The organism is Rouxiella sp. WC2420 (assembly GCF_041200025.1).
Lineage (GTDB): Bacteria > Pseudomonadota > Gammaproteobacteria > Enterobacterales > Enterobacteriaceae > Rouxiella.
Map to the genome: position 1 here is coordinate 4,104,289 of NZ_CP165628.1, position 23,240 is coordinate 4,127,528.

Here is a 23,240-nt window from a genome sequence, read left to right on the forward strand (position 1 = left end):
AAAGCCACTGCAATCAATAAACAGGGAAGATCACATGATTCAATGCCTTGCCCTGGTAGCATCCTCTTTCTACCTTACCGTTTTCATCATAGTCGCTTTTGGCATCCATGGCCTCGCCCATTCTTTGCAAAACTTTATGGCCGATATTATTGGTCCAGTTAAAGCTGTTTTGCAGCACGACAACGGCGGTTTTATGGCGGGTGTCGAGACCGATATAGCTTGAGAAACCGCCGATAAATCCAACCTGATAGGTAATAGTTTGCGTGCCTACCTGATCTACAATCCAGCCGCTGGCCGCCGCCTCGCTGTTGCGCCGGTAGCGAACGCGAAGAGAGTCGTGCAAAGCATCATCCAGTGCCGGAAAACCGGTGGCATGAAGATGCGCGCAGGCGTAGACAAGCAGGTCATTGGCATTGGTATACAGCCCTGCGGCACCCACCATCAATGAGGAAAAATGCCAGTCGGGAACTGGGCTACCGCGACGGATAAACTTTGGCTGATCGCCTGCGTGGCCCATTGCCCGCTGCGCATAACCCGGTAATAAAATCGGTTGATAGCCGGTGTGCGACAGCCGCAGCGGCCCGGTAATATTCTCCACCAGCAGCGCCTGAACGGGCTTACCGCTGCGAAGTTCCAGAATATAATCGAGCAGGCCGTAACCAATATTTGAATAGCGCGGGGATTTGTCGGCAGGCGCGCTGTAGCTGGCGAGATAGTCCACCAGACTCCGCCGGTCGAGAGCATGATAGAAATTGTCGCCGGTAAACAGATACTGCACCAGTCCGCCCAGCATCTCAATGGTCATCATCTGGCGCGGCAATCCCGAAGTATGAGTCACCAACTGCAGCAGAGTAATCTTGCGCGCATCCGGGCTCAGCGGTGTGCCGCGAGGCAGCAGCGTAACCAGCGTTTCATCCCACCTTAATGTGCCCTTCTGTACCATCAGCGTGGTGATTTCCGCCAAAAATCCTTTGCTGACCGAGGCCACGGCAAACAGCGTCGAACCGCCTACTTTGCCGCCATCGGCCTGGCCAGTCACGCCATAACTGTAAACGTGGGTCTGCCCGTCAGGGAAAAGGATGCCAACCACTAAACCCGGCGTTTGGTGTTGATCAACAAGCGGTTGTGCCAACTCGTTGACTTCAGCATCCAGATTGCCGGTGTGGGCCAGCCGCAATCCCTGGGCCGAGGTCGGGTCAGTTTTCATTTTGGATAAGGTACTGCAGCCGCTGCAAAAACTAATCACTATGCACAACAGCCAAAAGCTGATTGCGCGAAATATTGTTATCACTAATCTTGTGCCTGTGATTAATACCCCACAGAAGAGAGGGGGATAAACGGACGGCAAACATTTTGCCGTTCGGAGGAGTTGTTATTGCAGCAAAATACCCTGAATCAGATTGGCCTTCACTATGGTGACGTCTGAAATATTCAGCGCCTGCATAAAGCCTTCCACCAGCAAAAGATTAGTCACATCAGTCGCGCGGTAATCGCCGGACAACTGAGCATCTGACAGTTTAACTTTATCTTTCGCCACTCGTTGCAAGTCGGCTACCGTGTACTGATTATTTGTCGGATGCAGCTGATCTTTAATCGAATAGCCGTGTACCCCACCGATTCCAATAACTTTTTTACTTTTTGCCGCCTGAACGATTTGTGGATTAACGTGGGTACGAGCATAAAAATTCACAAACCGCAGAATCTCGGCCGCTAGCGGGCCTAGCGGGTTCGGCGAATTTACCTGCTTAAGATCTTTGTCCATCAGCACTTGAATCACCATGTCTTTCAGGCTGACCGAGGCGAGTTTTCCCAGATAAATCTCCGGCATTTTAACGCCGTTCTTCTGCTGATAGGTCGTCATCTGCATCGATCCACCACCAATATCCCACACCAGCAGGTCAGTATCCTTGATTTTAGGATTGTTCAGCGCGGCCTTGGCCGACAGGAAACCCAGCTGCGCTTCCTGAGCCTGCGAAATCACCCGCAGCGAAATATGCGCCTGTTTATTAAATTGCTTAATCACCTGCGGGCCGTTGGCAGCCGTTCTAAATACCGCGGTCGCTACGCCAGTGATGCGCACTGGATGATATTTTTGTGCCGCAGAAACCAGCTCTTTTAAAGCCGCAGCGCCCTGCTGTTCAATTGCCGGACTCAGCTGATTGTTTGTCGACTCTGCCAGATCTTCGTTGAAACCTATCGGCTTATCCTGCGAGAACAGCAATTTACCCAAGGTTTTGGTGCAAATATTGACCTCGCTGACCTGAATTTTTGTGGTACCTGAACCCATATCAATCCCGGCTCGCACCTCAATACAGTTTTTTGCCAGCGCCTGTACGGTAAATCCCAGCAGCAAAATCGCGACGGTGTGTTTAACCCAAAGATTCATTCTTTCCCTGCCTTGAAATACGCTGAAAAAAATAAAGATAAATAGAAATACCTTTTTTAAAGCTTGAATTTCAAGCGGAATCTTTTCAATCAGGCAATATTAACTCATTAGACCCGCTCCGACGTTGATCGAAAGTCCCAGGATCGCCAGATTAAAAATGAATGATAAAACCGCCTGTAGCAGCGAGATTTTCCTGACCACAGTATTGCCCGTGCCGACGTCAGCAGTTTGCGCGGCAACTGCGATGGTGAAAGAGTAATAGGCAAAATCCCAGTATCCCGGCAGCTTGATTTTATCCGGGAAAAGCAGCACCTTTTCTTCTCCGTTGCTGTGGAGATAGTGCATGTGCGCATAGTGCATAGTGAAGGCCGTGGGGAGTAATAGCCACGACACCACCAGCGTGGCGGCGGTCAGCGTAATATGCTCAATCTTGCTGGCTCCGGTCAGATTTTTTACCGCGCCAAGTTCAAATAGAATAGCCAAAATACTCACCAGACAGGCCACGCAGACTAGTGCCAGTACGGTTTTTGCGCTTTCATCCTGCCGACGCGCTATGTTTGCGATACCCTCGGCGGGGGTTCTGAGCATCATCCACCACAGAAACACGAGATACAGCCAGGCCAGCACGTTCCAGCTTAATAGCAGCCGCTGCAGTAGCGGCTGATTGCCAGGTAAAAGAAAGAAGCTGACAATTGCCAATATCAGGGCGACAAGCAGCCTTGGGCGGGAATGGTAATAATGCTGGAGCGGATGCAGTAAATTCATTTTTCGCCAGTTATTAATTAGAGTTAATTTAACTGTAGACGGCTATCGGCAAAAGAAAATCAATCCTTCAACAACGCCTCTCGGGTTCGTTGGTGACGGGCCTGTAATAAATCTGCCTCACTATCAGGCATATTAATCTCCATCAGCGGCTCATAAAGCGGAACAGCGGGAAGAGCCTGATTGACTTCAATTCCATCTTCTTCCAGATACTGTTCCATTAATCTATCAACTTGCTGTTCGAAAATTTGCGGATCAAAAGCCTCTACATCGATCCCAAACTGCGCCTCAACCTGGGTCAGATAGTTTTCAAACTCCGACAAATTAAATGGAATGTCTTCATTATTTTCAACTATTTGCGCCGGAATAGAAAAAGGATGCTGGGGCAGCGGTACAGATGTCTTAGACGAGGACGGGACATGTATCGCCAGCTGTGCTGCAACCGGTATCAGATTCGGGGCTTGCCGACCCAGAAAATCATTATGATAATCACGCTCTGCACGCGATACATTTTTTTGCGCATCATAGAGGGCATCGCGCTCTTCCCTTTCCGCGTTGCTCTCCCTTCTTAACCCTTCGTTTTGCATTAATAATCCCCCAGCCACCCGTCCCGCTGACGAAGTAGAAGCGCGCAGACTCTGTGAAGCGCGCTCGTCCATCTGCGCCCTGCTTTGATAATAGATTTCACGTAGTCTGTTACGTTGATTTTCAAAACGCTCGACACTTCGGCTATCAGTTTCTAACGCCTGCCGCAGAATATCGCCCGTCACCACTAACTTGTCGGCATCAACGTTCTCCAGCGGCGAAGTCTGCGGAGTGACCTCTTTTGGCTTATGATGACTCAGGGAGGATCTGACGCGGCGCATAAAAGAAGGTTTTTCCACCAGCCCACTGCTTTTCAACTGTTCAGTTGATAACAGAAAAATCTGATCAGTTTTCTTCATCAGCGTATTAATCACCTCGTCCAGGGGCTGCGATTGAGAGGGTCTAGGTAGCAATAACGAAATGCGCCTGGAGGCAATATTCATGCGCTGAAAAAAATTCATACTACCAATGTAAGCCACCGGGGAAGGGCGGTCAGCGATATGTTTCTTGTGCAGCGAGGTCAGCAACACCTTTTTTCTACCACTGTCCTTACTGAGTTGATTAAACAGCTGTGTCACCTTTAAGCCAGCCAGATGCCCCATAATCAGCGGCAACGTATTGATAAATTCGACCTGTTCCTCGAGATTGGCCGGCATCAGGGCCGTAAATACATTTGTGGCAAGCTCGGGATACTTCTCCAAAGTGATTAGCAAGATATCGGCAACCTCCATTAGTACAAGCGTTCCGGCAGTCTCTGCTTCACCACTCATCACTCCAAACGCCGCGCGACCCACGATCTGACTATCACGGATTTTATTAAGCAGTATTTCGGGCTGGCCAGGCTCGGCCTCACGTACATCAGCCAAAATTCTCGGTAACAATCCTGTCATTCCACGCCTGATTTTTCCTTTAGCGCCAGATTTGATATTAGAAGCCGGGGAATCAGCTTCACTGAGAGAAAGTGTGCTGACATTGCTGGTTAATGAGTCTACATCAGTAATAGAGGATGCATTGCTCAGCCGTACAGGCGTATCGATACCGGCTCGTCTTGCTACAATCTGCGCATACTCGGCAGCCAGGATTTGCCGATCCAGCAGGTCAAGATATCGATCGGGAGAATTAATAAATGCGTTTGCTGCACAATCGCGAAGATATTGAATCTCCGGGCCAAAATCGCCATGTTCGGCGATCTTTTTTTGTATTTGATGCTGTTGACGATACCCCGGCATTAGCAGACTGCGCTGCAAAATGGCACGATAAAGACAATCTCCATCCGGGAAATTGGGCACCAGCAAACCATTATGCAGCAAATTATAGTGGGCATTGGAAGCGCTCCCTGTAGCGACATGAGTCTCCCCGACTACGCGATGCAACTCGATTTTATATTCGTGATGCATAGCCTCCTGCAACGTGATTGGGCTATTTTCGCCGCGAAAATAATGGGTGGCCTCCCCTTTTGTCGTTACGGCAATAACCGTGTTAGGCGGCAGCTCACCTGAATTGAGCAACAGAGGGATGACCAGATCTCCAAGCTGGTTATTGAAGCTTCCCGGTGCTCGCAGCATCCAGTTAGCGATATTATTTATCTCTACAAGATTTGGCCTGATATTAAAATTTGGCACTGTTGACGACGCAACAGGTTTATCGTAACTCAGGGATAAGAGTAAGGCTTCGGCGTTAAGCTCTGGAAGTTGATCAGTTTCGAGGCTTGGCTGCTTGGCAGCCTGAGTTAATGCATGTTGAACCGCGCCCATCGCGAGACTTTCCTGCTCTTCAGGATCCCGCTGAAGTTCAGGAGTAACAACAGGCAGCGAATTAAGCCGAGTCTTGTCGCCAAGATTAAGCGGCAATGGCATAGGTTCCTTTTTCATTCTATCACCAAGCCTAGCCCCTGCTCTAAGCCCTGCACTGCGATGCAAGCTAGCTTTCCTGCCGGTCACTGCTGAACATTCGCCCCATCGCAGCCCATGCTCACGATAAAGGCGTACCCCCCAGGCAGTCACGGTTTCTTCCTTGTCGGTTCTGCGCTGAGCTTCGACACTGTTTCGCGCCCATAAAACCTTTTCGGTCACCGTCTGAAATTTGGGGTGTTCAGCTAAGGTGCTATTGACCGCCCCCGAAACCTGCGCATAGTCCCGATATGAAAAGTTCGGATACAGCTTCTTCAATCGCACTGCAAAATCCGTCTTGCTTTCATCTTTATCTTTTTGCTCATGTTTCATCGCCTTGTAGCCTAAGGTTTCCCCTCTGAACAAAATAGAGCCAGAGATGGTGTCAGGCACAACACCGACGCAATCTGCCAACTGCATGCGGGTTAATTGCGGAAATTTATCGCTAATCCTTCTGGCGTATTGAGTCCGCGACTCCCTGACCCTGCGAGGCATCTCAGCAATTTTATCGCGAATACTTTGTTTAATTATTTTTGTCGAGCATTTGTACTTGCCAGAAATCGACTTTAGCGATTTTGCGCTATTCGCGATGGGGCCTCGTTGATAAGCAACGGATGTAAAAGGCGTGGGCAACGTTCCTGTCATGGTGTTGGTAGCAGGAACGGTTGAGGAATTAATAACATGACTCGTTGAAGCAACCGGTTTTAACATGAAAGGCTCTCTGTAAAGCGATTAGCGGCGCCAATGCCGTTCAACTCAGGATGAGAGCCGTTACCTTACTCGTTGTACTAATGTAATTCCCTCATATATCAATCATTTAAAATATTAAAAAGTAGAATTTGATGACTCGCAGAGATAAAAAAAGGCCACTGAAAAAATCAGCGGCCTTCTCGTTCACTTACAAACAGCTTGCGCCATCGCTAAGTTAATTACTTTTTAGCATCGTCTGGCAGTGCGTAAGCGATGATGTAGTCACCCAGCTTGGTGCCGAATGAACCATGACCGCCTGCAGCAATAACCACATACTGCTTGCCGTTCACTTCATAAGTCATCGGAGTTGCCTGACCGCCCGCTGGCAGACGTGCCTGCCACAGCTGATCGCCGTTGCTCATGTTGAACGCGCGCAGGTAGTTATCTGCGGTTGCTGCAATGAAGAATACATTACCTGCAGTCGAGGTAGGCGCACCCAGCATTGGCATACCCATTTTGAACGGCAATGGCACTGGTGAGCTGTCACGAACCGTACCGATACGTTTTTTCCAGACAATATCGTTAGTTTTCAGATCAACACCAGAGATATAGCCCCAGGATGGTTGCTTGCAAGGGAAGCCCAACGGAGACAGGAATGCGTTCAGCTCAACGCCGTAAGGCACGCCGTACTGGGTCTGAATACCAGACTCGGTACCGCTACCCCCGGTAGAACCGGCTGGCGGCTCGATTGGGTTGCCTGGTCCACGTGGGATAAGCTTAGAGGTAAACGGCAGAGCGATTGGGTTGGCAATAGCCAGCTGACGATCGGTATCAACAGAAATACCACCCCATTCGAACATCCCCAGGTTACCCGGGAATACCAGCGTACCTTGCTCTGAAGGAGGCGTGAACGTACCTTCGTAGCGCAGACGGTGGAACATCACACGACACATCAGTTGGTCGTAGATGGTTGCGCCCCACATGTCTTTACCGGTCAGCTTGGCTGATGGACGGAAAGTCAGGTCAGAGAACGGCTGAGTAGGAGACGTATGGTCGCCTTTGGCTGCGCCCTGTGGCACAGGTTTTTCCGGAGCTGGAACAACCAGCTTGCCATCACGACGGTCGAGAACAAAAATGTTACCGGTTTTGGTTGGAACATAGATAACTGGAACTTTGTTGCCGCTCTTGTCGGTGATGTCTGCCAGGGTAGGCTGAGCCGGTACGTCCATGTCCCAAAGGTCATGGTGCACGGTCTGATAAACCCAGGCCAGTTTACCGGTAGTCGCGTTCAGAGCCAGCAGGCTGCTCGCGTAACGTTCCATGTCCGGGGTACGGTTTCCGCCCCAGATATCCGGAGTTTCCACGCCGATTGGCAGGTAAACCAAGTCAAGATTCGCGTCGTAAGCCGCTGGAGCCCAAGAGTTTGGTGAGTTAGGCGTATAGTTTTCGCCCGGACCCGGGATCTTGTTCGGTTCAGCAGCGCCTGGATCGAATGCCCACAGCAGTTTACCTGTGTGAACGTCGAAACCACGAATAACGCCGGAAGGTTCTTTGGTCGAGTAGTTATCGGTAACCGCACCGGCAACAATGATCACGCTTTTGGTGACGATTGGCGGTGAAGTTGGCTCGTAACGTCCGGCAGAAGAGTAAGGCATGTTGCTTTGCAGATTCAGTTCACCGTTGTTGCCAAAGTCGGCACAACGAGCCCCTGTTTCTGCGTCCAGCGCAAACATACGACCGTCATTCACTGGCAGCAGAACGCGGCGTGAACAGATTGCCGGAGCAGTACTGTTGTTCGCGTTGCCCTGTGCAACAGCAGGATCTTCGTAGTAAGAAACACCACGACAGGTTACGTGCTGGAAGGTTGGGTCAGTTTTCAGCTGTGGATCAAAAGTCCATTTTTCTTTACCGGTAGCCGCATCCAGAGCAAACAGTTTCTGGTGTGGAGTACACAGGTAAAGGGTGTCGCGGATTTTGATCGGCGTGACTTCGTCGGTGAACTCGCCCGGATCGTGTGCTGTTTTCACATCACCGGTCTGGAAGGTCCAGGCTTCTTTCAGCTGGCCAACGTTTTTGTCGTTAATCTGGCTAAGTGGAGAGTAACGAGTACCGCCCTGAGTACGGCCATAGGCAGGCCAGTCACTGTCGGCAACGCCTGGAGTAGACTGAACTGCGGTATCGGCTGCAGGGATTGTCCCGTTGATTTCCTGTGGATCGTTGAATACTGAATAAACCAGTACCACTACGGTGAACACCAGAGAAGTCGCCAGCGCAGCGCGTGCGAAGCCATTCTTGTTGCTCATGTAGTTATAAACGATTGGTAGCAGGATCCACAGACCGAGGAAGAACGTCACGTCTAAACGCGGCGTTAAAGCCCAGAAGTCGGAGCCCACTTCCCAGAGACCCCAAATGGTGGTCGCAAAGAGGAACACAGCATAAAGCAGCAAAACCGAAGCACGGCGGCGTAAAAGCAACCATGCCGTCACCAGATAAACAGCACCGGCGATGATGTAATAGAGGGAGCCCCCTATTGCTGTCAGCCATATTCCGCCGACCAATAAATATAATCCGCTTAACGCGGCGAACAAAGCGGTAATTATTACGACTATGCGCGATAACGGAGCTTTAGTTTGCATATTATTAACCTTACAAGATTTTCATTGTCTTCGATCTCGCACTGAGATGAGATCTTAAAAACATTCGGCGTCACACGGAATGTCCTTCCTCGGACAAGCCCTCTCAATACCCGGTTAAAACAATACTGAGAGTGGCTTGCTCTAGGTTCTTTAAAGGCCCTGTCCTGTTCCCTGGCGGGAGCCAATGTACTTTTTTTAAACAATTAATCGAAAGTATAGGTAAGTGTTGCGCCACCGCCCCAATTTCTTCCCGGCGCCGGTTCGTAATAACGCCCGTTGCTTTCATTCACGATGACCGAACCGACGTAATGGCGGTCAAACAGGTTGTCGACGCGGGTGAATAAATCCAACGACCAGTTGTTACGCCAGTTCAGGCGGTATCCGGCATTCAGGCTGGTAATGGTGTAAGCCGGGGCCTGCGCCGTGTTGGCATCGTTGGCCTGAATATCGCTCATATAGCGAATCTCGGCGCCAGCGTGTGGACCTTCTTCCGGTTCCCAGCCCAAAGAGGCGTAGGCAGAATTACGCGCAATCCCCGGCATTTTGTTGCCCGCCGGGATTGAACTGACGGCGGTGGTCACGTCATCACGATAGGTTGCATCCAAAAGCGTCCAGGCCATATGTACTCGCCAGTCCGAGGCGAACTGCTGGTCAAACGACAGTTCCAGACCACGGCGACGGGTATTACCGACGTTGGTATAACTGCTGCGACCGCTGCCGCTGGTGGCGACAGCGAGATCGTTCTGAGTGTCGGTCTGGAACAGTGCTGCGGTCAGCAAGCCATAGCCGATACGGGTCTTGCTGCCAATCTCGACGGTGTTACTGGTCGAAGGTTTCAGATTAATGTTCAGGCCGCTTGTGCCATCAGGACGATATGACAGCTGGTTAATGGTTGGCGTCTCGAAGCCGCGCCCCGCCGAGGCATAAACGTTCCAGGCCGGGGTAAGCGCGTAGCTTAACGAAGCCATCGGCAATGCTTTGTGATAGCGTTTGCTGCCACTGTCATCGCCGTTACCGGCGGTGATGTAATAGTCTTTTGAGTCGAAACTCACGGTGCTGTAGCGCAACCCCGCGTTCAACGTCCAGCGATCGGTGAGATGCCAGGTGGTCTGCAAATAAGGGTCAAGATTCCACATCTTGTTCCTTTCATTGCGACGCTCGTCACCCTTGACCCCATAATCGGTCACACCGTTGTCCACCACAAAGTTTTCATAACCGTGGCGACGTTCAGTCATGGTTTCATAATCCAGCCCGCCAATAATGGTGAACGGCACACTGCCCCACTGGTCCTCGTGCTTCCAGCGGGTATCGATTCCCTGATACTGCCGCTCAAGCACGATCACCCCACCCGGATAAGCCGGATTGGCCTGCACTGCTTTGGGGATTGACTGATACTGGGTGGTGTGGCGCACACCTTTATAAGTCATGATGGTCAGCTCGTCGTTATCGGTTATCTCACGCTGATAACGCAAACCGACCTGAGTCTGGTCAATAGACTTGCGAGTGTTGTACTGGTCGGCACGCGGCGACTGTGTCGGGTTAGCCTTCCACTCAGACTGGGTCAAACCGCCGGGATCGTTGGCATCGACCGCGACACTGTTGAACATCAGCGTCAGAGTACTTTTATCGTCGATACGCACGCCAAGCTTGCCGTTGCCAAGATTCTTGCGCGCCGCACTGTCGTCACGAAAGCCGCGAGTGGTGAAGCGCGATGCAGAAATCGTGTAATTTACGTCACCGGCGTGAGTGCCGTCGCCGGTAGCGCCCGATGCAGTCACGCTGTTGCGAAATGAGCCATAGCTGCCGAAATAGGTTCCGGCAGTCAACGTGGTCGGCTGGCTGCCAGATTTGGTTTCGACATTAACCACGCCGCCGGAAGCGTTGCCATACAGCGCTGAGAAAGGCCCGCGCAAAACTTCAATTTTATCTACCGATGCCAAATCGATGTTGGAGGTCTGCCCTTGCCCATCAGGCATCGTCGCCGGAATGCCGTCTACATAGATGCGCACGCCGCTGACGCCATAAGTTGAGTTGGCACCGAAGCCGCGCACGGATAATTGCAGATCTTGTGAATAGTTTTGGCGGTTTTGCACCTGCAAACCTGGTACGCCAAGCAAACTTTCGGAAAGGTTGACCTGAGGTCTGCTGTTACGAATATCGTCACCATCGACCACGCTGACGGCTGCGGGCGTGTCGAGTTCGGACAAGCCGCCCTGTTGCTGTTGCGCAACAATCAATAGCGTGTTGCTCTGAGAAGAATCGGACTTGACTGAGCTGTCTTTCGCCGCAGCTTTCTTGTCTTTCGTTGTGCTGTCATTTTCTTTGGCAACAGCGTTTTCAGCCATCGCAGTGGTTTGCGCATAGCTGGCTGTGAGTGGTGTAAAAATCGACAGCAACACGAGAGTTGAAAATGAAGTTTTGTTATTCACGGAAAGATTTCGATTTGTCAGTTAAGCCTGCTTACGCTTTCGTTGTCTGCTATTAATAAGTCAGAGAAGAGTCGTAATCCCCAGAGCCGTGTTTCGTCGGCGCATAATATAAAATTTATCTATCGGATAGTATATACAGAACTTTACAGAATCGCGTGGTTTTAAAAAATATAGCACGCAGGGTTAACGGAGCTGATTTTTAACGTTATGTGGAAGTTTCTATTATGTATAACACAAGAGTGTAATCGCTTACACCAATCCATTAAAAACAATTATTTTTATATTTCCTTTTAAAAAACAGGGATTATTACCGAAGTTATATCAATTGATAATAATTAAAAAAACCAATAAAAACATATACATGAAATTAAGCAATCGAATGCACTTTCGCACTTCTCACTATGAACCAAAAGGTTCGCAATTAAGTCATCCAGCCGCGCCGGATTTGTAAATCGTGATTTAACATTATCAATTAGCCGGTTATTTATTGCTAAAAGAGGCTCTCGGTGTAACCGCTAACGCCTTTTAACGGGCAATTATTCGACATAATTTTGCTTAATCAATCTTTGCAAGCGGCCATAAGCTGAGTGATTTCGGCAATTTTGATAATGTGTAATTAAGGTGTTCGCATCGTCATTATTTTCTATTATTTATTCTGTCAAAGCGGAATTAACAGCAGGCTAATAGGAATTAACTATGCATTATTTGAATTGGATAAGTATTACCGATGAAATGTGATCTGCATCACACTTCATTTAACGAGGTTTCAGCGCGCAAGTGGTCAATAAACAACCTGACTTTATCGGCAACGTAGCGAGTATTTGGATAAACCGCATAGATGCCCTGTCGTGGAAAAGTATAACCGGGCAGCAGAACGGACAAACGCTGTTGAGCAATCTCCTCCGCGACCAGCCATTCCGGCAACAGCGCAACACCGGCACCGTGAAGCGCAAACGATAATAGCGCCGCAGCATTATCGGCCATGATGGCGGCTCCTTGCTCAACGTTGAACAGGCAACTCTGCTTATCTGGCGTGACCACCACCCAGCTCAGCGGGGTACGCAAACGACTATGGGCAATCCATCTGGCCTGCGAAAGCTGGGCCAGACTGTGGATCCCCTGTGGGGCGAAGCGCTGTAACCACGCTGGAGAGGCCACAGGCAAAATCGCAAAACTGTTGATCAGGCTCGCGTGGTGGCTGGAGTCCGCAAGTTGTCCAAGACGAATAGCAACGTCAAAGCGTTCGGCAATCAGATCATGGTGAAGTGAAGACGAAACCTGCTGGATGCGCAACTGAGGATGGCGTTGCGCAAAGCTTGCCAGCGCCGGAACAACAAATTTCGCGCCGTACTCCGGCGTGGTTGTTAAACGCAGCACTCCGCTCAGTCCTTGATGATCGCGTTTTACCTCATCGACCACGCTTTCTGCATCCTGTAACAGCTGCAGGCAACGCTGATAAAACCGTTCTCCCGCTGCGGTCAGCGAGACTCTTCGCGTGGTGCGATGCAATAACGCCACGCCCAGTTCTGCCTCCAACTGTTTGACGTTGAAGCTCACCACCGCCTTCGTCAGGCCCATTCCTTCGGCTGCAGCGGTAAAACTGCCTTTCGCCGCCACGTTAACAAAGATCTCCAGACGCTGGAAATTTAGCATCTTCCCCTCTCTCACTGTCAAAATTATTTTGACAGTGTAACTGCTCTCAACGGCTTTATCTGCCAGCTTCAGTTATTTACACTCGCTGCCTGATTAGGGAGATTGCCATGAATTATCGAACGCGCGTTGCGGTTGTGTATCTGCTCGGATTCTTTATTGATCTGATTAACATGTTTATCAGCAACGTGGCTTATCCGGCGATCTCACGCAGCTTTCACGCTAGCGTGGAGCAGATGGCGTGGGTCAGCAACGGCTATATTCTGGGATTGACTCTGATTATTCCCGCAAGCCGATGGATGGCGACACGCCTTGGGTCGAAGCTACTGTTTTTGCTTTCTGTGGCCACTTTTATCATCGCGACCTGGGGAGCTGGCTCGGCGGAAAATTTAGGAAAGCTGATTGGCTGGCGTGTGCTGCAAGGACTGGGCGGAGGATTGCTAATCCCCATCGGCCAGACGCTGGTCTATTCATTATATCCGGCAAATCAGCGCGCCCGGCTTTCAGCGATAATTATGCTGGTTGGTCTGCTGGCTCCTGCTATCTCACCGGCCCTTGGCGGAGTCATTGCCGACCATCTTGGCTGGCGTTGGGTATTTTTTGCCTCAATACCTTTGGCAACACTCACGCTGATCCTTGCCGCTCTTTGGCTCGAAAGAGATACCAATGAGAAGGTGGCTGCCAGACTGGATATTATCGGGCTGCTGACCTCATGCACGGCGCTGGCGCTGATTTTACTTGGCTTGACGGAGTTGGGCAGTCCTGAAGACAAACTGCAAGGCAGTGAATTATTGCTGAGCGGATTACTGCTGCTGGCAGTTTTTGTCCACCAGTCGTTGCGTAAAACGAATCCGTTGCTAAATTTGCGCTTGCTGCAGCAACCGCTTCTGCGGACTTCAATGCTGATTTACCAGTTGATCCCCGGCGTGTTTACCGGAGTCAGCCTGCTAACCATGCTGTATCTGCAAAACATCCTGTCGATGTCAGCGACTGCGGTCGGCGAATTGATGCTGCCTTGGGCGCTGGCGGCATTTTTCGCTATCAGCCTGACTGGCAAGCAGTTTAATCGCCTTGGCCCACGCCCGCTGTTTATTGTCGGCTGCCTTGTCACCGGCTGCGGCATAGCCATGTTGGCGCTTGTCGTCGACGCAGAGCAGCGCTGGGTGCAGATCCTCAGTTTTGCCATGATGGGGTTTGGCAGCAGCTTATGCAGCAGCACCGCGCAAAGCGCCGCCTATATTGATATTGCCGATACACAGTTGAGCGATGCCAGCGCGCTGTGGAATATCAACAGACAGCTGAGCTTCTGTTTTGGGATCACAGCGATGAGTCTGCTGTTTAATTTTCTTGCTCAAATGAGTCATGAGCCGTCAGCGATGGTTTATCGGAGCAGCTTTGCTATTGCCGCTCTGATTGCGTTGCTGCCGATCGCGCTATGTTTACGGCTGGACAATCGTGCGCTGATAGCAAAGTTATCCCCATAGCCAGCCAGCAGACAAATTATTTATCACGTTAAAAATACTGGAGAATTTATGCAGTACAGCAATCCCTGGTTCAATGAAGTCATCGACGCCCACGTTTTAATCCAACAGTGGCTGGGCAGCCATAGTAAGCAAGAGGTTTGTGACCCATTAATCGCCCGTTTCAGTGAAAACTACAGCATGGTGGGTATCGCCGGGAATGTTTTGGATTATGCCGGGCTTTGCGGATTCTTCCGTGCAAACGGCGGGACTAAAGCGGGACTGGAAATCAAAGTGTTTGATCTGCGGCTGGTTAGCGAATGGCAGCACGGCGCGGTAGTGCAATATCAGGAGAAACAATCATTTGCGGGCAAAGTGACGCTGCGCCATTCCACCGCCGTGTTTGAGCGCAGCGCACTCGGGCAAATCTTCTGGCGGCATTTACACGAGACCAGCACGGCGTTTTAATCTGTTGGGCTGGTGCTTGTCACGTGAGATGGCAGCCTGCTTTCGTCAGCCAAAACTCACTGATAGCATGAAGCTGCCCGTCCTTGAGGATCACTGATTTGAGACTAAGGCGTTGGCGGTAGTTTCATCGGTGATTAAGCCGTGCAGCAATCCGCTGGCCAACACTGCGCGGATTGCCTCGACTTTGTTTTCCCCGCCCGCGATGGCGACAATTTTGTCGTTGCGGTTGGCATCCAAAGTGACTGCCAACGTTCTTGCGGTGAGCTGAGTGTTGATAGCGTATCCGTTGCAGTCAAAGAAATGGCCGATTAGCTCGCCGACACCGCCGGAAGCTGAAATATCACGCATCTCATCTTCTTCAACCATTCCAGCCTCAACCAGCTGAGCCGCCGCTTCTACCGTGCCGATGCCTACCAGTTTTACCTCCGCGCCTTCTGCCATCGAAAACACTTCCTTTACTCCGCGCTGTGCGAGTAAAACCTCTTTATCTTCAACAGTATTGGCGAAAAAAGGCACCGGCATTATGTAAGCGTGAGCGCCAGTTTTTTCGGCAATACGGTGCATAACATCGTGCGGATTGAGGGCATAGTTGCGCGTCAGGCAACCGAGCAAAGAGACGAAACGGATGTTTTGTGCATCGATACGTGGCAGTTGATGAACCACAGAAGACAGGGTGCGACCATGGCCGACGCCAAGAGTGGTGAGCGTGTCAGAGGAAAGCAGGCCACGGAGATAGTCTGCGCCCGCCATGCCCAAAGCCCGAACCGGTAACCCGGTTTCAGCGAGATCGGGCGCGACCCGGCAAAAGTTGAGACCAAAACGTTCTCTCAGGCGATTCTCGAGCTCTACGCATTCGACAATATCGCCGTCAATAGTCACTTTTACCGCGCCGTCAGCCACGACCCGAGCAATCATTCGGTGAGTTTTTAACGAAGGTAAACCAAGGCGTTTTGCAACATCTGCCTGAGTCAATCCTCCCACGTAGTGCAGCCATGCGGCCCGAAGTGCAAGGGATTCGTCTGCGTCCGCCTGCGAGGAAGAATGTTTCATGGATTACCTCGACAACTACCCTGTCATTTAATTGCGTGAACTGCCGTTACTGCTCTGGCTGCTTCTGCGCCTTTCTTGATGAAGTGCTGAGTGTAGAAGTCAGTGAACTCTTTTTCAGGCTGGAAGTTGTGCGGCGTCAGGGAAACCGAGAATACCGGCACGTCGGTTTCAAGCTGAACCTGCATCAGGCCGCTGACAACCGCCTGCGCGACAAACTCGTGACGATAAATACCCCCATCGACGACTAATGCGGCACATACGATGGCGTCAACATTGCCACGCTTTGCCAGGCGCTTGGCCAGCAAAGGCATCTCAAATGCACCGGGAACATCATAGACTTCAAGCTCATACGCCTGTTGATTGCTCTCAAGATACTGCTTAAAGCCTACCAGCGTCTGGTTAACAATATCGGCATGCCAGTTAGCTTTAATATAGGCAATCTTAATTGGGGCGGTCATAAAAACTCCAGTAAAGGTTCGATGATATCATCATTATAATCAAGGGTATCGCCCTTATCATCCACGATACTACGCCGTTAAAGCAATAGATGCTGGCTGCTGGTATCAATGTGCGGCGCCCAGAATGCCACACTTTCGGCAATTTCCGCGACCACTTGTCGATCATTTGGCTCACGCTCTTTGAAACTTAGCTCGAGACAGATTTCGTTGTCTCGTGCGCCACCGCGGGCAAACGCTTTAAGTAACGGCTCGGGTTGAATTCGGCCATGCGCATTATACTGCGCAGTGAAGGGGCGATGACCACCTTTATCTAACATACTTTGCTTGATATGAATGATTGGCGAGTAGCGAGGTACCGCTTCAGCCCAGATATAGGGATCGTAATCCCCTGGATTTTCAGAAGTTACGTCGCCGTGATCGATATCTGCCATCATCCACATCGGGATCGGCAATCCGGCTTCAGTCAGCCATTTTTGCAACATAAGGCTGCTCTGAATCGTCTCACCAAATTCTCGGCCTACGCTCATCGGCTCCCAGAACAGGAAGTCCAGCCCTGCGGCTTTGGCATGCTCTGCCACTTCCCACCAGCATTCCAGCGCCCTATTTTGCAGTGCCTCACGCCGCTCGGTATAGTCAAAATCTTGATAAGTAAAGATAGCAAATTGCGAACCCACCGACTTACCGCCCAGATCGGCGATGATATCCGCAAAGGTTTTAAACCAATCGATGTAATAGCGGCGCACGTCGGCATCGGGATGGCCAAAATGATTCAGTCGCCCGTAAGGCCCGGTCATGCCTGATGTCACTCTGACTCCGGTCTCGTCCATCGCATTTTTCATTCGACGGGTCAGGTTACGCACGGTCGAAGCTGGCCACGATGGATTGATAAACTCGTGGGTGAGCTGCAAGTCGCGAATGCGGATATCGCGCGCCACGGTGTGAATCAAATCCTCTGGTTCGGCAAAGCGATTGACCAGCGGATTGGTGTTTAACGACAGAGTCAGTGCCATATTGCCTCCTCCTAGCCTACATTGGCCTGCAAAATAATCGGCGGATGTGAAAGCAGGTTTTGCTCGAACCACTGCTCGAAAGCCCTGGCCTGTTCACGAGTCAGGTGCAGGCCGTGCTTGGTGCGGCGCAGGAGAATATCCTCGGCACGCTGCGCCCATTCGCTGTTGACCAGATAACGCGCCTCGGCTTCATACAAATTGCCGCCAAAATGTTGCCCTAACTCGGCAAGCGAAACCGCGCCGCCAATCAAATTGCTGGTGCGCGAACCGTACAGTCGGCTGTAATGTTTGCGTAACGGCTGTGGCAGCCACGGGTAATCATTTTTAAGCTTCTGAGTAAACGTCTCGAAATCGGCGTTTTCAATTTCACCGCCCGGCAGCACGCTATCACGGGTCCAATCCGGCCCCATGTTCGGCAGAAAGCTCGCCACTTTTTGCATCGCGTGCTCGGCCAGCTTGCGGAACGTGGTGATTTTACCGCCAAATACGTGCAGCAGCGGTGCGCCGCCCTGGGTATCGAGATCAAACACATAGTCACGGGTTACGGCGGATGGATTGCCCTTGCCGTCGTCAAACAAGGGTCGCACACCAGAGTAATGGCGGATCACATCGTCGCGGCGCAGCTTGACTTTGAAGTAACGGTTTACCGCGTCCATCAGATACTGGATTTCGCTCTCATCGGCCTCGACGTCTTCGGCTTGTCCTTTATAAGGAATATCGGTGGTGCCGATTAGCGCCTTGTCGCCCTCGTAAGGGTTAATAAAAATCACTCGCCTGTCGTGGTTTTGCACCAGATAGGCCTGCTGCCCATCCCAGAATTTCGGCACGATAATGTGCGAACCTTTAACCAGCCGCACGTTGCGCGCACTGGTGGTATGGGTCACCTGTTTGACGATATCCAGCACCCACGGTCCCGCAGCGTTGATCAATACTTTGGCAAACACCGTGCGCATCTCACCGCTTTTCTCATCACGCAGCGCAACCTCCCACTTGTCCTGACTGCGTTTGGCAAACACGCAGGTGGTGCGCGTCAAAATAGTAGCGCCTTTTTCTTTCGCGCCCAATGCGTTGAGCGCCACCAGCCGTGCATCGTCGACCCAGCAGTCGGAATACTCAAAACCGCGGTGATAGCTGTCGAGCAGCGGTGTGCCTTCCGGGCTGCGATCCAGATTCAACGTGCGGGTGCCGGGCAATTTTTTGCGCCCTCCCAAGTGGTCATAAAGGAACAGTCCGAGCCTGACTAGCCAAGCCGGGCGGTCCTGCGGGCTGTGCGGCAACACAAAGCGCATCGGCCAGATAATGTGGCAGGCAGAATTAAGCAGCACCTCGCGCTCGATCAACGCCTCACGGACCAGCCGAAACTCGTAATATTCCAGATAACGCAGACCGCCGTGTACCAGCTTGCCGGAGCGTGAGGAAGTGCCCTGAGCCAGATCGTCTTTTTCACACATCAATACCGACAGCCCTCGCCCCGCTGCATCGCGGGCGATCCCGGCGCCGTTGATTCCGCCGCCAATCACCACTACGTCGTAGTGTTCAATATCATTCATCGGTTACTCCTTGCAGGCGCGACGCTGTGCCGCCTGATTAATAGACTGCAATTCGGACCACACTGGCGGCAGAACCTGCCGAGTTTGCCGATAGGTTTCAAACAGCCGATCATAGTGGCTGGCAAGCTCTGGCGGCGGCACTTCTACCGCGCTGAGCAGCGGCGTAACCCAAGTGGCAATACAGCTGTCCATATCGGAATACGCGCCAATAGCCACTGCGGCCATCATTGCCGCGCCCGCTGCGCCAGCCTCATCGCGCCCACTGACTCTCACCGGCGTGCCAATGCAGGCTGAAAGGATCCGTCGCACCTGCGCCGAACGTACTGCGCCGCCGGACAGCCGAAGCTCGTGCGGGGCGACGTCGGACATGGCCCGATAGCAGTCGCGCGCCGCCATGCCAATCCCCTCAATGACTGCTCGAAGCAAATCGCCATAACCGTGGCTGTAGCGCAAACCGATAAAGCTGGCGCGGGCATCGGCGTTAACAAACGGACCGCGCTCCCCGGCCAGCGAAATATAAGGATGATAAAGCAGGCCATCGGCGTGAGTTTTGCTCAACCACTGATCGAGATGCTTCACGAGCGTCGGGTGATCTGCCGTGCCGCCAAACTCTTCAATCAGCGTCAGCGTCATATTTAATAACCAGTCAAGATTGAGTGCGGCAGCCATATTGGTTTGCATCTGCGTAACCTGATTGGCAATCGGCAGCGTGATGACATAACCGGTCTGCTCGGCGTTAAGGATAACCTCGGAGGAATGTACCGAGCGCATGTGTACGCCGGTCGAGCCCAGAATCGAACACGCCGTATTGTTATTCCCGGCTCCGGCTGCGCCGGTATGCACTCCTGCGCCCAGCCCTGTCATCACCATATCGACATAGCCAAGACACACCGGCGTTCCCGCGCGCAGTCCGATTGCCTCGGCGGCCTCAGGCGTTAACGGGTGTGTTATTTGTGAACCATCAACAATTTCTGGCAGCAGATAACGGCGATCGCTCAGCCCCAGAGCGTCGATCACTACCGGCTCATAATCACGATGGCGAAAATTACCGAAGGTAAAGCAGGCCTCGGAAGGATCCGTCGCACGCACGCCAGTGAGATTAAGGTACAGCCAGTCTTTGCAGTGCATTACCGACTCGGCGCTGTCCAGCTGCTCGCGATGGTGAACATTCATATACGCCAGTTGCGCGCCCTGCTGGCAGGTATTAAGCCCAGTGCCGGTGGCGCTGAATCGCTGACGCGAAAGCTCGGAACGTTCGAGCCGAGTCACCGTTTCGGCAGCGCGGGCATCGAGCCAGATCCACGCGTCCCCCACAGGACGGTTGTCTTTGCCCACCAGCCAGGTGCCATCGCCCTGCGCGGTAACGGCCAAAGCCACCACTCGCGAAGCCAGATTCTCGATGTCATCCCCCAGTTTGCGAATTGCGCCAACGCAATCGTGCCAGGTTTGATCCATTGACTGTAACGCCGAACCGTCTTCGCCACGTTGATAGGTATTTCTGACCGATGCACAGCCTAACTGTTGACCCTCAAGGTCAAACGCGACGGCCTTTACCACCGAGGTGCCGGAGTCTATGCCGAGAATAATGTCGCGGTTATCCATGTATTACTCCCGAGGTTTGAAGGGGAAAACAAACATATCACTAAGCTAACATAGAGAATGAATTAAATTTCATATCAAATAAAATTTTTCATTAAAGTTAGCGTTGTCGATCACATTTTTGTTGCATAAATGATCACATTTGGTGGGAAAGTCTTTATTGTCTAATAACCAGCAGGCGCTGAATAGCCTGATGAACAGGAAAGAGATCCAGATCTCCTACCAGAAAAAAAGTCTCGGAAACGATTGACAGAAAGTAGGTGCGGCAACATTTTTAATGTTAACTATTGTCAAGCTTATAACATTACACCGCCAATGAGACGCGATTAGATATGATATTAATCACACTAACTGTGTGATTTAGCTTAAACCAGGCAGTCACTATGAGGTCAATGCTATGTCTACCCTTTCCACCTTTTCACATCAGGTCAGCCCAAGAACCCTAAAAAGGTGGGGTGTGACGCTGGCCGTCACACTGGCGTTGCTGGTTACCATTGGCCTGAATACGAAAGTGGTAAAAATCGGTTCCGCAGAAGATGCAGCCGAACAGGCTTTTGCACCGGATAAATACGGCGAAAAAGCGTTTCCTGAAATTCAGAAAAGCGTCATGGGCCGCGCGGTGGATGCTGCCACGCTGGCCACGGCGCTAAACGCTGATGCCAATGCAGCGAAAACCAAATACGGCGTCGGCGACGCTTTGCCGGTTTTTTCAGTTTCATTCACCGGCGTGGTCGGCGCAGGTTCCTCGGGAATTTATCAGGTGAAGGTCGCAGGACTGCCGGATGATCTCAAAATCCGTCTGCAAACCGGCCCGGCGATTAACGGCACAGACCTGCGCGACGCCACCGGCACCATCCAGTTTGGCGATTTCAAAAACCAGATTGAGTATCAAAATGCCGGTTCGGGTATTAACCGCGAGATGAAAAAAGTGGTGTTAAGCAAAATCGATACCGCCAATCTCAGCGGAAAAACCGTCAAAGTCACTGGCGTTTTCCGCCTGCTTAATCCGAAAAACTGGCTGGTAACGCCGGTGGAGATGGTTGTCCAATGAATACTGAAAAGTTATTAGCCAGCCTCACCGGGGGCGAGATAGTGCTGTCGGCACGCAATATCAGCAAAGTTTATGGTTCAACCCACGCTCTGAAAGATGTGGATTTTGATATTCGACGCGGCCAGGTGACTACGCTGTTTGGCGAGAACGGTGCTGGAAAATCGACACTGATGAAGATTTTGTCTGGCGTTGTTACGCCAAGCTCCGGACAAATCTTGCTCAACGGCGAGCCGGTTATCTTCAATTCGACCAATCAGGCGCGTGAATGCGGGATCTCAATCATTCATCAAGAGCTTAACCTTTCGCCGAATATGAACGTGCGCGACAACATTTTCGTTGGCCGTGAGCTGCATCAGGCCACTGGGGTGAATTTCGCCGAAGAAGAGCGAATCGCCCGTGAACTGATGGATGAGTTGGAAGAGGAAATCGACCCCCTGACCCTGGTAGAAGACTTACGCCTCGGCCAGCAGCAGATCGTCGAGATCGCTCGCGCGCTGGCGGTTAAATCGCGGATTTTGATTATGGACGAACCCACCTCGGCGCTCAGTGCGGTAGAGGTTGAAGTCCTGTTCAAGATCATTCGCGATCTCACCAGTCGAGGAGTGGCGATCGTCTACATCTCCCATCATCTGGAAGAAGCGCTGGAAATCACCGATCGCGCAGTGGTGCTGCGTGACGGCGTGATGACCGCCTATGCCAAACGTGAAGATATCGATTTGCAGTGGATTGTCCGCAACATGGTGGGTGAGCATTTTGATCTCGGTTCACCTCCGACCGGCTACGAGTTTGGGCAACCGGCGTTGCAGGTGAAAGATCTGACAGTGAAAGGCCCGACCGGAATCAAGGTGGTCGACAACCTGTCACTGGAAGTACGGGCCGGAGAAATTGTTTGTATTTATGGCCTGATGGGCGCAGGACGCACAGAGTTGATGGAATGTATCGCGGGCCGAACTCACGCGGAAAAAGGCAGTATTACTTTAAATAATAAAGAAATTTCAGGTTTAAGTATCGCCGACAGAATTGAGAACGGTTTGGCACTGGTGCCAGAAGACCGTCAGCGCGATGGGCTAATTCAGACCATGAGTGTCGGTGAAAATTTGTCTCTTGCCAGCATCGGGGAATTTGTAAAAAGAATGGTGTTGTCGCCCAAACGTGAAAAACAGCTGGTCAATGATTCCATTCGTAATGTGACGGTAAAAACCTCCGGCGGCGAGGCCACTATTGGCTCGCTGTCCGGCGGGAATCAGCAAAAAGTCGTGATCGGCAAGATGCTGGCGACGCATCCGAAAGTTGTCTTGCTTGACGAGCCCAGCCGCGGGATTGATATCGGTGCCAAGGCCGAAGTTTTCAGGCTACTGGCCGAGAATGCCAAAAAAGGGCTAGCGGTGATTTATTCCACCTCTGAAGTGGGCGAATGTTTGAGCGTGGCGCATCGCATCATCGTGATGAGCAAGGGGCATATTTCGGCCATCTTCGATGCCAGTGCTACCAAAGAACAGATTATGGCCGCCTCGGGCGAATCGCTGGTTGCCTGACCAACAGAATATGGCTTCACAAATAAGGGGAA

General features: G+C 51.6%; 16 protein-coding genes. 4 read left to right on the forward strand and 12 right to left on the reverse strand.

Going from position 1 to position 23,240, the window contains the following annotated elements:
• Positions 1-13 precede the first annotated feature (13 nt).
• From AB3G37_RS19030 to AB3G37_RS19060, 7 genes are all read right to left on the reverse strand, one after another.
• Positions 14-1,207: a serine hydrolase domain-containing protein gene (locus tag AB3G37_RS19030; RefSeq protein ID WP_369788788.1), complete on the reverse strand. Its 1,194-nt coding sequence runs from the start codon at positions 1,205-1,207 to the stop codon at positions 14-16.
• A 165-nt stretch (positions 1,208-1,372) separates the two neighbouring features.
• On the reverse strand, positions 1,373-2,386 hold the full coding sequence (locus AB3G37_RS19035; protein ID WP_369788789.1) for a Ppx/GppA phosphatase family protein: 1,014 nt from the start codon (positions 2,384-2,386) through the stop codon (positions 1,373-1,375).
• A 99-nt stretch (positions 2,387-2,485) separates the two neighbouring features.
• Positions 2,486-3,151, reverse strand: coding sequence for a DUF1345 domain-containing protein (locus AB3G37_RS19040; RefSeq protein WP_009636918.1), 666 nt, complete (start codon positions 3,149-3,151; stop codon positions 2,486-2,488).
• Between the two features lie 59 nt (positions 3,152-3,210).
• A complete protein-coding gene (locus AB3G37_RS19045; RefSeq protein WP_369788790.1) occupies positions 3,211-6,333 on the reverse strand; it encodes a hypothetical protein in 3,123 nt (1,040 codons plus the stop codon).
• Between the two features lie 218 nt (positions 6,334-6,551).
• Positions 6,552-8,948 (reverse strand): glucose/quinate/shikimate family membrane-bound PQQ-dependent dehydrogenase, encoded by a 2,397-nt coding sequence (locus AB3G37_RS19050; RefSeq protein WP_369788791.1) that lies wholly within the window; start codon positions 8,946-8,948, stop codon positions 6,552-6,554.
• A gap of 203 nt (positions 8,949-9,151) precedes the next feature.
• Positions 9,152-11,377 carry a TonB-dependent receptor PqqU gene (pqqU, locus tag AB3G37_RS19055; RefSeq protein ID WP_369788792.1) on the reverse strand — a complete coding sequence of 742 codons (2,226 nt, stop codon included), beginning with the start codon at positions 11,375-11,377 and terminating at the stop codon, positions 9,152-9,154.
• Between the two features lie 744 nt (positions 11,378-12,121).
• Positions 12,122-13,030 carry a LysR family transcriptional regulator gene (locus AB3G37_RS19060; RefSeq protein ID WP_369788793.1) on the reverse strand — a complete coding sequence of 303 codons (909 nt, stop codon included), beginning with the start codon at positions 13,028-13,030 and terminating at the stop codon, positions 12,122-12,124.
• Positions 13,031-13,137: 107 nt separating this feature from the next.
• Here AB3G37_RS19060 and AB3G37_RS19065 point away from each other — a divergent pair, with 107 nt between their 5' ends.
• Positions 13,138-14,511, forward strand: coding sequence for a DHA2 family efflux MFS transporter permease subunit (locus AB3G37_RS19065; protein WP_369788794.1), 1,374 nt, complete (start codon positions 13,138-13,140; stop codon positions 14,509-14,511).
• A 48-nt stretch (positions 14,512-14,559) separates the two neighbouring features.
• On the forward strand, positions 14,560-14,955 hold the full coding sequence (locus tag AB3G37_RS19070; RefSeq protein WP_369788795.1) for a DUF4440 domain-containing protein: 396 nt from the start codon (positions 14,560-14,562) through the stop codon (positions 14,953-14,955).
• A 90-nt stretch (positions 14,956-15,045) separates the two neighbouring features.
• On the opposite strand, the gene AB3G37_RS19075 is transcribed toward AB3G37_RS19070, so the two are convergent.
• The 5 genes from AB3G37_RS19075 to AB3G37_RS19095 form a co-directional block, all read right to left on the reverse strand.
• Positions 15,046-16,005 carry a sugar-binding transcriptional regulator gene (locus AB3G37_RS19075; protein ID WP_009636925.1) on the reverse strand — a complete coding sequence of 320 codons (960 nt, stop codon included), beginning with the start codon at positions 16,003-16,005 and terminating at the stop codon, positions 15,046-15,048.
• A 23-nt stretch (positions 16,006-16,028) separates the two neighbouring features.
• Positions 16,029-16,463: a 6,7-dimethyl-8-ribityllumazine synthase gene (locus tag AB3G37_RS19080; RefSeq protein WP_009636926.1), complete on the reverse strand. Its 435-nt coding sequence runs from the start codon at positions 16,461-16,463 to the stop codon at positions 16,029-16,031.
• Between the two features lie 77 nt (positions 16,464-16,540).
• Complete coding sequence (locus tag AB3G37_RS19085; RefSeq protein ID WP_369788796.1) at positions 16,541-17,473, reverse strand: TIM barrel protein; 933 nt, start codon at positions 17,471-17,473, stop codon at positions 16,541-16,543.
• Between the two features lie 11 nt (positions 17,474-17,484).
• The gene (locus AB3G37_RS19090) at positions 17,485-19,014 is read right to left on the reverse strand and encodes a glycerol-3-phosphate dehydrogenase (protein WP_369790997.1); all 1,530 of its coding nucleotides are present in this window, start codon (positions 19,012-19,014) and stop codon (positions 17,485-17,487) included.
• Between the two features lie 12 nt (positions 19,015-19,026).
• A complete protein-coding gene (locus AB3G37_RS19095) occupies positions 19,027-20,625 on the reverse strand; it encodes an FGGY-family carbohydrate kinase (RefSeq protein WP_369788797.1) in 1,599 nt (532 codons plus the stop codon).
• A 394-nt stretch (positions 20,626-21,019) separates the two neighbouring features.
• Between AB3G37_RS19095 and AB3G37_RS19100 the strand changes: the two genes are divergently transcribed.
• Entirely contained in the window at positions 21,020-21,673 is a 654-nt protein-coding gene (locus tag AB3G37_RS19100) for a DUF2291 family protein (protein ID WP_369788798.1), read from the forward strand.
• Positions 21,670-23,208: a sugar ABC transporter ATP-binding protein gene (locus AB3G37_RS19105; protein WP_369788799.1), complete on the forward strand. Its 1,539-nt coding sequence runs from the start codon at positions 21,670-21,672 to the stop codon at positions 23,206-23,208. Before AB3G37_RS19100 ends, AB3G37_RS19105 begins: the two co-directional genes overlap by 4 nt.
• Positions 23,209-23,240 lie beyond the last annotated feature (32 nt).